Source organism: Clostridium sp. (genome assembly GCF_016650095.1).
Taxonomy (GTDB): Bacteria; Bacillota; Clostridia; order Clostridiales; family Clostridiaceae; genus Clostridium_AD.
Genome location: NZ_JAENWL010000083.1, coordinates 1 through 11,253, shown reverse-complemented (window position 1 = coordinate 11,253; position 11,253 = coordinate 1). Strand labels below are relative to the sequence as shown.

Sequence of the window (11,253 nt, the reverse complement as noted above, 5' to 3'; positions counted from 1 at the left end):
TTTTTTTTGAATTTAACGCAAACTAACATTGTTGAAGAAATTTATATATTGTTTTCTGAAGTAGGAATACATTTATAAGGAGGAATATATTTGAAACATAAAAAACATTTACTCAAAAGATGCAGCGCTGTGATTATGATAATTTTAATTACATACTTTTCAAGCGAAGTTTATTCTAATATTTCTAGTAATAAAGCTATGGCTCAGGTTTTAAAATACGGCGCGCGTGGTGAACAAGTTAAAGAAATTCAAACTAGATTAAAAAAATGGGGATACTATAAGGAAAGTGTTGATGGAATATATGGCTATATTACTTATGTTGCCGTTAAGTCCTTTCAAAGAAGCAATGGGCTAGCAGTAGATGGAATTGCAGGCCCGCAAACACTTGCAACCATAGGTATTTCAAGTAGTACATCAACCTCAAGTGGAACAGCTTCTAGCAAAAATGTAACAAACAATAAGGATGTGGATTTAGTAGCTAGGCTCATAAATGGTGAGGCTAGAGGAGAACCTTATGAGGGTCAAGTGGCTGTTGGAGCGGTAATTTTAAATAGAACAAGCGATGCAAGATTTCCATCTACAATAGCGGGAGTAATTTATCAACCCGGGGCATTCACAGCTATAGTGGATGGGCAAATAAATGCAAAAATTGAAGCGGACTCTATAAGAGCTGCAAGAGATGCACTTAATGGATGGGATCCATCTGGGGGCGCTGTATTCTATTTTAATCCTGCAACAAGCACTAATAAGTGGATATGGTCAAGGCCACTTATAAAAATAATTGGTAAGCATAGATTTTGTAATTAAATAGATATTCCTTTGTATAAATTATAATTGAGAGCTACTTTGTAAATTTCTAGCCTGTTTTTAGAGGATTAATGGAAATTACGGAGTAGTTTTTTATGTCAAATTATAAAATTATATTTTAGATTTAGCATTAGCAACATTAGTATATTTTTAATATGTTATAATGATTTTATATGTTTTTAAAAAAAAACTATATATTTTACACAAATAGTGGTAAATGATGCAACTAAATATTAAGAATTGCGTATATTAAGCGAAACACATTTTTAATAACTAGTGGTATTTACAAAATGATAAGTGCTATTTTAAACAACAAATTATAATGGGGGTACTGTTTAATGCCAAGTAAGTTCGAACAGTTATATGAAATGTACTACAATTGTGTATACAGATATATTTTTGTTTCAGTTAAAAATAAATGGAATGCAGAAGATATAATAGCTACTGTGTTTACTAAAATATATGAAAACAAGGATAAAATTATGGATGTAGAAGCAAGTAAAAATTGGATTTTTCGAATAGCTCATAATACTATTATAGATTTTTATAGAAAAAACAGCAAAGTAATCCCAATTGAAAACTTTTTGGATATAGGGGATGAAGATTTTGGATATGAGGATATTGCTATCAGAGATGAGTTTAAAGGAGTAAAAAGTATAATTGATCAATTACCAGAAGAAACTAAAAAAATGATTTATCTGAGATTTTATGGTGGTCTCAAATTTAGAGAAATTGCAGAAACCGTAAATATAACAGAAAACACTGTTAAGTCAACTATTTCAAGAGCAATAAAGAAAATTAAGAAGAATTATGAACATAGTTTGGGAGGTGATGTAATTGGAGGAAAATGAATTTTATGTGGAAAAATTATTGTGTAAGGATGCAGAAAAGATTGTTATTGATGAAGATTTTAAATATGATTTAAAAAACAGAATAATGTTTGGGGATAAATACAACAATATTACGGAACTTCCTAAACAGAAAAATAATTTTAAGCGAAATAGATATCTGAAAATTGCTTCAGGCTTTGTAATTTGTGTATTTGTAGGTGGGGCAATATTTAATGCTATAGATGCTTCAAACACAAATATATTTACCAAGACTGATGGAAAGTCTGAGGTAGTAATGCCGATAGCAATACCGAAAGAGTCAATTGCAGTTAGTAGTGAAAAAACAGATGGGACACAACCTAAAAAGGGGATAGTGAAGAGTGATACTGGAACTAGTAAGTCAAGTGTAGCAAAAGACAGTGAAGGCACCACAACTGTCACTGATAAACCTTCTAATAACCTTTTGGCAGAGAGTGATGGAAAGAGTGATGCTGTTATTGGTAAAGATTCAAATAAGGGGAATTCTTCAGATAGTGATGCAGATATAAATAAAAGCATAGCTAGTAATAGTCAAAGTAATAGTTCTCCAGCTGGAGTTAAGGTTCCAATAGAGGTACCTACAATGGACGACGTAAAAGTAAATACTGGTGAACTTTCAAAATGCTACGATTCAAGATATTCTCTTGATGAAAAGAAACTACTTAGTGTTAAAGATGGTGGTATATATGTTAAAGATATAGAGTCTTCAATTGAAACGAAGTTAATATCTTATAACGACAAGACTCAAATAGTTGATAAGCCTAATTTTACACTCAATGATGGGATAGTTTACTATAAAGCGGATAAAGTAACATTAGAAAATGGTGCCAGTGGTGAAAAAAATGGTGCTATTTATCTAACTGACAAAGATGGTCAAGAGTCTACTAAGCTTGTAGATGGGAAAAGCCCCATGATATCAAAAGATGGTAAAAAATTAGTATATGAAGTTAATGGTAAAATAAACATTCTAACCTTAGCAACTAATGAAAAAAGGTTTGTTGATACTGGTAAGTATCCTGCTTTTTCTGAAAATGGTAACTTAATTAGTTATATAAAAGAAGAGGTAGAAACTCAAAACTATGATGTTGGGGATGTTAAAAAAGATGTTTCTATTGAAAAGAACTTTTCTAGTTTATTGGTTTTTGATTTAGTAACTGAAAACACTCGTAGCTTAACAAATAAAGAAGTAAATATCAATAATAATAGAATTGAAGCTTGGGCAGAAACTGTAAGAAGCGGTAATGTTACTAGTAACTTTGATGTAACCAGTAAGTATAGCTACTTCGAGAGTATTTGGAGTTCTAATAATAAAGAAATTTATATTATTCGAAAAAACAATAGTGCACAGGTATTTGAATTAATAAAGTTTAGCTTAGAAAATTAAGTACATAAAATTGGTAGTAGAATTTTTTCTACTACCAATTTTATGTGCTTTATTCTTGTGAACAATATTTAATTATTAAATCTAGAGTACATAATATAGAGTCCATATGCGTTCTTTCATAGCCGTGTGAAGCAAAAATTCCAGCACCGATTAATGCTGTTTTTATGTCCCATCCAGCTTTTAGGGCAGCTGAAGCATCGGAACCGTAGTGTGGATAAATATCTATTTTATAATCTATGTTTTCTTTTCTACATATTTCTGTTAATTTTTTTCTAAGATCTAAATCATAAGGACCAGTTGAGTCTTTAGCACAGATACAAACACTATATTCAGATGAATTCTGATCAAGTCCTGGGCATCCCATATCTACAGACACAAACTCTTTAGTTTTTTCTGGAATCGACGCAGAAGCTCCATGTCCCACTTCTTCATAATTACTAATAAAGATATTAGTAGTATATGGGAGTTCAATGTTATTATCTACTATGTATTTGATGGCATAAAGTAGAATTGAAACTGAAGCTTTATCATCTAGATGTCTAGATTTTATAAAGCCTTTTTCAGTAAACTGCGTTCGCGTATCAAAGCAAATAAAATCACCAACACTTATGCCTAATTCTTCAACTTCTTTTTTGGAAGAGATTAGTTCATCAAGGATTACTTCCATATTTTCAGGGGTTCTTTTAAGCTCGCGAGCATCGGTACCGCTAATATGTACTGAAGGTTTTATGCATTGTATAGTTCCCGTGAAGGTTTTGCCATCAAGGGACTCTATGGTGCAGTTTTCGCCTTCTATTGAGTTCATCATGTATCCGCCGATAGGATCTATTGCGAGTGAACCAGTTAAGTTAATTTTTTTAACCATCGCACCAAGTGTGTCAACGTGAGCAGAAAGTGTTCTTTGATAATCATCATTTTTGCCTTTTAAGGTAGCCACAATTGCACCTTTATTAGTAGTGAAAAGTGGTACGTTTAGAATGGTAAGTTCTTCTTTAATGTAGTCCATGATTTTTTTTGTATAACCTGAAGGACTAGGTATGGATAGAATATACTTTAAATAAAATTTTATTTTGTCTTCGTCATAATTCATAGTATCACTCCTTAGAGATGAAATTAGTATTGGCACAATTCTACCATATGGAAGAATATATTAGAACAAAAATATTAATTAAACTTATAAGTAAGCAAGGAAGAACAGCAAGGAAGAATAGGATGAAAGAATATAGGAATAGTTGCTTCAATGTAGTATAATACTTATGAGCGGAAAAGGAGATTCTATATGAGGAAGAAAGCAATTATAATATTAGGGATTTTAGTATTAGTAGGCACAATTACATTTACTAGCTACGCTTATGTTAAAGTAAAACATTGGGATTCACTAATTTTACCTACAGTTAAAATAGAAGATGAAGATTTAACAGGTAAAAGTAAAGAAGAAGCGCAAAAGATAATAGTGGACAAGTATTCAAGTCAAGTGATTAAGAAAAAAATAGATATAGTAAGTGACGGAAAAAAATATACATTGGACTACTCAAAGATAGACGCGAAGTACAAAATTGATGAAGCTATAGAACAGGCAATTAGCTATGGACGTGATATGAGTATGTTCCAAAAATATAAAGCTATTAGTAACCCCGCTCTAAAGCAAATAAAGCTAACCTTTGAGTATAATGATAAGATTGTTGAGCAGATGTTAGAGAAAATAATTAAAGATACAAATAAAGAACCTGTAAATGCGACTATAACAATGGTTAGTAATGGTGAATTTAGTATTACTAAAGAAGTTGTAGGAAAGAAGTTAGAAGAAGATAAATTAAAAAGTGATATAAAAAGTAAAATCAATGGCACTCTTTCGGCAGATACAATAAGTATCGTGGCTCCAGTAAGTATAGTGAAGCCTAAGACTACAGAGGCTACATTAAAAACGATAAATACAAAAATATCAAGCTATAGTACGAACTTTGGAAGCTCAGCTTCAGGAAGAGCAACCAATATAGATTTATCTACTAAAAGTATCGACGGGACCTTACTTATGCCAGGGGATGTTTTTAGTTTTAATGGGGTTGTAGGAGAGCGAACAGTAGCAAGAGGATATCAAACTGCAGGAGTAATTATTGGAGATAAATTAGAACAAGGATTAGGTGGGGGAATATGTCAGGTTTCATCTACTTTGTACAATGCAATGCTTGCAACTGAAATTGTTTCTGTAGAAAGAATTCATCATACAATTTCTTCAGGGTATATACCAAAAGGACAGGATGCTACAGTTGATTATGGCAATCTTGATTATAAGTTTAAAAATACGTATAAGTATCCAATATATATTCAAGGATTTATATCAAACAGAAACCTTTATTTTAATATTTATTCTAATTCTACATTAACTAAAAGAACTTATGAAATTGTAAATGAAGTAGTGGAAGTTACTCAGCCAAAAACAGAAACAATACAAGATCCAACTAAATATGAGGGTGAGCAAGAAATTATTAAACAGGGATATAAAGGATTTAAAGTTAAAGTCAGCAGAAAAACTTATGAATATGGTAAGCTAATTGATACGACGGTTATAAATAATGATACATTTCACGTTATCAATGGCATTATAAAAGTTGGTACTAAGAAAAAGAGTACTTTAGCTCCGGTGCCTGAAATCCCAGAAGAACCTCAAATTCCAACAGTACAATAAAGTATATATGAAACATATGAACATAGCGTTTTAATTAGCGCTATGTTTTTTATTGGGTTAGGGTCAGAAAATCTAAGTGTAATACTTGAATTAATGGATAAATAATGAAGATTATGATAATATAAATACTATAATGTTGCAACGTTGTACCCTAAAATATAGAGGGGAGGTATATTATGACAAAGGAAGTAGAATTAATTGAAAAGATAGCAGATAATATAGAGAAAGTTATATTGGGAAAGAGGATTGAAATACATAATATACTAAAAGGAATATTAGCTAATGGTCATATTTTAATTGAAGATGTTCCAGGAGTAGGAAAAACCACACTTATAAAAGCCTTAGCAAGATCATTAAATTTATCATATAATAGAATTCAATTTACGCCGGATCTTTTACCTTCAGATATTATTGGGGTGTCTATATACAGTCAAAAAACTATGGAATTCGAATATAAAAAAGGCCCGATTTTTTCTAATATAATACTGGCGGATGAGATAAATAGAACATCACCTAAAACGCAATCTGCATTGCTTGAGGCAATGGAAGAAAAACAAATTTCAGAAGGCGGAATTACGTATAAACTGAAAGAACCATTCCTAGTTTTAGCAACAGAAAATCCCATAGAATACGAAGGTACTTTTTCATTGCCGGAGGCGCAACTAGATAGATTTATGATTAAAGTAAATATAGGATACCCAAAAGCAGATGCTGAAGTGGAAATATTAGATTTATATAGGCAAAGTAATCCCATGGAAGAATTAAAAGCCGTTGCCACGGATGAAGATATTATTTATTTGCAGAAAAAAGTTAAGGGTATACATGTGGAAAAAGAATTAAATGAGTATATAGTTAGCATAGTTAATGCTACACGAAATAATAGTTTTATACTTCTAGGCGGAAGTATAAGAGCATCCTTAGCATTACAACGGGTCGCTCAAGCAACGGCGCTGATAAATGGAAGGGATTACATTATACCTGAGGATATAAGGGAAAATGTAATGATTGTCTTAAGTCATAGAATAACCTTGACTTCATCTGCCAGAGCTAATAATTATACTACTCATAAGGTGATTTCAGATATTTTAAGAATTATTCAAGTTCCTAAGGTGAAATAGTATGATTAGGGTAAATAGGAAAATAATATTTCTTAGCATAGCATTTTTAATTTTTGCTTATATATTAGGTGGCAATCTACCATATTCAATATTTTATGTATTCCTTGTTAGCATAGTACTAGGAATAATTTATATTTTTATTGCTAAGAAAAGGGTATATGCTAAGTTTAAACATGACAGAAAATCTTATAATGTTGGAGACGACGTGAATATTCCAATAATAGTAGAAAATTTAGGGATAATACCCATGGCATACATTTATGTAGAAAGCAAAATATTAAGGTCGTTAATAACGGGATACCAGGGAGACTTAATTTTTTTAGGTGGGAATAAAAGTACATGGATTGATAATAAAGTTATTTTTACAAAAAGGGGAATTTATGATTTTGGGAATATATCTCTAGAAATAAATGACTTACTTTGTATATGTAAAACATTAAAAAACGTTAAGAACAAATTAGAAATTAAGGTATACCCTAAGGTGTACCATTTAGATAATATAAATTTAAGTGGGCAAGATAGTTATGAAAATCTTATACAGGGAAAGCACGGAGTTGATGATTTTACATTAATTAAAGATATAAGAAAGTATAATATAGGAGATAATCTTAAAAAAGTACATTGGAAGTTAAGTGCCAAATATGGAGAAATGTATGTGAAGAATTTTGAAGAAGCTTCTGGTAATGAATGTAATTTGTTTGTGAATATGCATATTGATAATTTGAAAAATGATTTATCGAAAGTTATCGAGGAAGATATGGTAGACTTCTCAGTATCTTTAACGAAACATATGATGAATACTGGAATTAAAACTAGGTTATTTGTTAATGCAAAGAAGCGAAAAAGCATAGAGGTGGAGTTCCAAGAAGAGTTTTTAGGAGTAATGGAGTACTTTTTAAAATCTAAAAGTGATGGGACATCAGAGTTCTCTGGATTTATTAAATCAAATTTAAAACATATACCGAAAAAAAATTGGATAGGAATCGTGAGCATAGTTGTTGATAATAACTTAAGAAATGTCCTTACGAATTTGAATGAAATGGGTTATAAAGTTAATGTATTTTACTACGGGAATATTTTAGATGAATTTAAAAATATCAATTTTCTTAAAAATATCAATTTCCTTAAAAGTATAGGAATAGAATGTATTAATTTTAAATTCAAAGAGATAAGGTGATGTTATGAAGTGGATAAAGGGAAAACTCATATATATAGTTCTAATTTATGTAAATCTTAACTTCATTTTAAGACTTTTAGAAAAAGGTATATATATTAAAAATTTTAATTATGGATTTACCAGCTTACTATTTTTAATAGGCTTATTAATTTATTGGTTTTATGATTATGTAATTAATAGTTATCTATTGGAAAAAAGAATCCATAAGGCTTTATTTGCGCTGTTTATATGTAGTGTGGGTGCTATTTATTACATTAAAAGAGCAGAATTTGTTAAGGATATAGTAAATCGGTTTGTTGTTGACCATATTATTACCCTAAATGATCTTATATATGAGGGCGCTACTACTTACTTTGACCAATACAAAATTATACTAATCCTCGGAATTCCGATAATTACTATTTTGATTTTATGGACTACTTTTAAATTCTTTAAAAATTTTATATTAATAGTATCTCTTGGGGCAGTTATTGCATTATGGTTTTCTCGTTCCTACGCCGTAGTTAAAGAGAATTTATTTGTATACGTGTTTATCTCCTTATTAACTTTTATTATTACAAGCTATATTAAAAAAATTCAGCAATATAAGAATCAAGGTGTAAAGGTATATCTAAAATTTACTTATATTTTAGTTTATGGAGTTATAATATCATTAATAATTTCTAAAATAATACTTATGTTGCCACAGGAGTATAAAGGTCGCGACTTAAGTTCTTATGGTAATTATTTCGAAAATAAATTTGCATCCGATAATTCTGGAATTGATTGGGCAAAGGAAAATATGTATAGTTTATCAAGCTCAGGGTACAGTGATAATGATAAAAGATTAGGTGGACCTATTTCCTTAGATTCTAAGGAAGTTTTTAAGGTTAAAAGTGATAAGCCTTATTATTTAAAGGGTAATGTTAAAGATTTCTATGATGGGAATAAGTGGACTAAGACTAATGAAAATTATTTTAAAAAATTAAGCGGTGCAGATATGGGATTTCTAAATTATAAAAATAATGGAATTGGGAAGAAAAATTCATTAATTATATACCCAGATAAAAAATTTAAAACTAATACAATATTTGTTCCTAACTACACATTTGATATAAGTGGTGTGGAGGGCACATTGTTTTATGATAAGACTCCTACAGTTTTGAGTGAAAATATAGTTACAAAATCTTATAATGTAGACTTTTATGAATATCCTGAGAACATTGATACTATTGAAGATGTAAGAGAGTATAGTAAAAAAATCTTAGAACGTGCGAATAACCTTGCAACAAGTTTTGTGCCTGATGGGCCTATGAATTACTTTTTACAGCCCAAACCTAAAAATATAAATATGGCTACTAATAATAATTCTTCAATTATGTTAAGATTTTCTTTTAAAAACGGTAGTGATAGTAAATTATTAATTGAAAACAGTAAATATTTTCAAGTCCCAGAGAATATTTCTGATAGAACTTATGATTTGGTTAAAGACATTATAAAAAATTGTAATACTAGTATAGAAAAAGTATTGGCAATCAAAAATTATTTAACTAAAAACTATGTATATGATATACAGGTTTCAGCGATACCCAAGGATAGTGAGTTTATTGATTATTTTTTATTCCAGGAGAAGAAAGGATATTGCACTTATTTTAATACAGCAATGACAGTAATGTGTAGGATCGCTGGAGTTCCTGCAAGATACGTGGAGGGATTTAAGACTCCTGATAATAAAGATGATAGTGGATTATATAGTGTTTCGAGTTCTGACGCTCATGCTTGGTGTGAAGTATTACTTGGAGCTTTTCAGTATTCAAATATGTGGACAATAGTAGATGCATCCCCTACCGCATCAGAAGACATGCAAAGAAAATTAAAGGAACTTAAAGATCAGCAAAAAAATAGTGTGGATAGCGGTGATTCGAACATAAGCATTAACAACACCCCACAAAATAAAGCAAGTGACGTTGAATCAGCTGGCGGGGAAGGCACTAGTAAGGTAATAGCACTTTCGAATATGCAGCTTAGGATAATAAATATATTAACTGTGGTTATATTATTCATTTTAATGAGGGTTATAAAAGTAATGAAAAGGCGAAGTAAACTACTAAGGTCTAAAGGAGTAGTACCATTATATAATTATTATTTCTATAGATTAGAGACGGTATATATGGTTAAACCAGAATATCAAGGTGATATGGAGTTTGTACAAGATTTAATAGATCTAAAATTAAAAGAGCGAATGCAGATTTTAGTTCATGGTGCTTATGAAGAGTATTATGGCAAACATTCTGTGGTGGGACTAGATAATAAAGAATGCTATGATTTTTTGGAGGAATACTTAAAAGAATATCAAGGAACGTTTGAATATTTACTAAATAAGTACTTAGGGGAAATTAAATAAAAAACTAAAGAAGGAAGGATAAAAATATGGATTATAAATTAATATGTATAGATATGGATGGTACTTTATTAAATGATAAAAAAATTATTAGTGAGAGGAACCTCAGAGCTATAAGGTTAGCTAGTAAAAAGGGAGCACGGATAGCAGTGTGTACGGGGAGGATTTTTACGTCAGCTGATTTTTTCTCAGACCTTTTGGGAGTTAAGTCACCAGTAATAGCTTCAAATGGTGCTTATATTAGGGAGAAGGATAGAGATGAAGTAGTTTACAAAGCCACTTTAGGGATGGAAAAATGTATGAAACTTCTATCTGTGTTTAGACAGTATGGGATATATCCACACTATTATACCAGCGATACAGTTTTTACAGAGAAATTAATATATTCCTCATCTTTTTATGAGGAAGTTAATAAAACACTACCAAAGGATATGCAAGTCAAAATAATAGTCGTGAAGGATTGGAATGAGACATTTCAGAAATATGAAGCTGAAATTTTCAAGGGTGTAGCGGTAGAAGAGGATTTAGAAAAATTGAAGAGTGCAAAAGATACCGTAAGAGATATGGATGAATTTGAAGTGGTAAGTTCTCGCTTTGATAATTTTGAAGTGATGAATAAAGGAGTCTCAAAGGGAAGTGCGGTTAAAATTTTAGCGGATTATTATGGGATAAATAGTGACCAGGTTATTTGTATAGGGGATAGTGAAAATGATTTGACTATGATTAAATATGCAGGACTTGGAGTTGCTATGGCAAATGGTGATGAGTGCGTTAAAGAAGCCGCAAAATATATTACTGATAGCAATAATAATGATGGAGTAGCAAAGGTTAT

The 11,253-nt window shown here is 30.6% G+C and carries 9 protein-coding genes; 8 read left to right on the top strand and 1 reads right to left on the bottom strand.

The annotated features are described in order from the left end of the window. Nucleotides 1-90 precede the first annotated feature (90 nt). The 3 genes from sleB (at nt 91) to JJE11_RS07055 (ending at nt 3,060) form a co-directional block, all read left to right on the top strand. Nucleotides 91-807: a spore cortex-lytic enzyme gene (sleB, locus tag JJE11_RS07065; RefSeq protein WP_291633999.1), complete on the top strand. Its 717-nt coding sequence runs from the start codon at nt 91-93 to the stop codon at nt 805-807. A 338-nt stretch (nt 808-1,145) separates the two neighbouring features. Beyond that, on the top strand, nt 1,146-1,658 hold the full coding sequence (locus JJE11_RS07060; RefSeq protein WP_291633998.1) for a sigma-70 family RNA polymerase sigma factor: 513 nt from the start codon (nt 1,146-1,148) through the stop codon (nt 1,656-1,658). Further along, entirely contained in the window at nt 1,645-3,060 is a 1,416-nt protein-coding gene (locus JJE11_RS07055; protein ID WP_291633997.1) for a hypothetical protein, read from the top strand. Before JJE11_RS07060 ends, JJE11_RS07055 begins: the two co-directional genes overlap by 14 nt. Nucleotides 3,061-3,109: 49 nt before the next feature. On the opposite strand, the gene JJE11_RS07050 is transcribed toward JJE11_RS07055, so the two are convergent. Then, nucleotides 3,110-4,150 (bottom strand): M42 family metallopeptidase, encoded by a 1,041-nt coding sequence (locus JJE11_RS07050; RefSeq protein ID WP_291633995.1) that lies wholly within the window; start codon nt 4,148-4,150, stop codon nt 3,110-3,112. A 189-nt stretch (nt 4,151-4,339) separates the two neighbouring features. Between JJE11_RS07050 and JJE11_RS07045 the strand changes: the two genes are divergently transcribed. The 5 genes from JJE11_RS07045 to JJE11_RS07025 all read left to right on the top strand — a co-directional run. Next, nucleotides 4,340-5,746 carry a VanW family protein gene (locus JJE11_RS07045; RefSeq protein WP_291633992.1) on the top strand — a complete coding sequence of 469 codons (1,407 nt, stop codon included), beginning with the start codon at nt 4,340-4,342 and terminating at the stop codon, nt 5,744-5,746. 176 nt (nt 5,747-5,922) lie between these two features. After that, nucleotides 5,923-6,864, top strand: coding sequence for a MoxR family ATPase (locus tag JJE11_RS07040; protein WP_291633991.1), 942 nt, complete (start codon nt 5,923-5,925; stop codon nt 6,862-6,864). A 1-nt stretch (nt 6,865) separates the two neighbouring features. Then, complete coding sequence (locus tag JJE11_RS07035) at nt 6,866-8,041, top strand: DUF58 domain-containing protein (protein ID WP_291633989.1); 1,176 nt, start codon at nt 6,866-6,868, stop codon at nt 8,039-8,041. A 4-nt stretch (nt 8,042-8,045) separates the two neighbouring features. Next, nucleotides 8,046-10,424: a transglutaminase family protein gene (locus JJE11_RS07030; RefSeq protein ID WP_291633987.1), complete on the top strand. Its 2,379-nt coding sequence runs from the start codon at nt 8,046-8,048 to the stop codon at nt 10,422-10,424. A 26-nt stretch (nt 10,425-10,450) separates the two neighbouring features. After that, a partial coding sequence (locus JJE11_RS07025; protein WP_291633986.1) for a Cof-type HAD-IIB family hydrolase occupies nt 10,451-11,253 on the top strand: 803 nt, incomplete at its 3' end.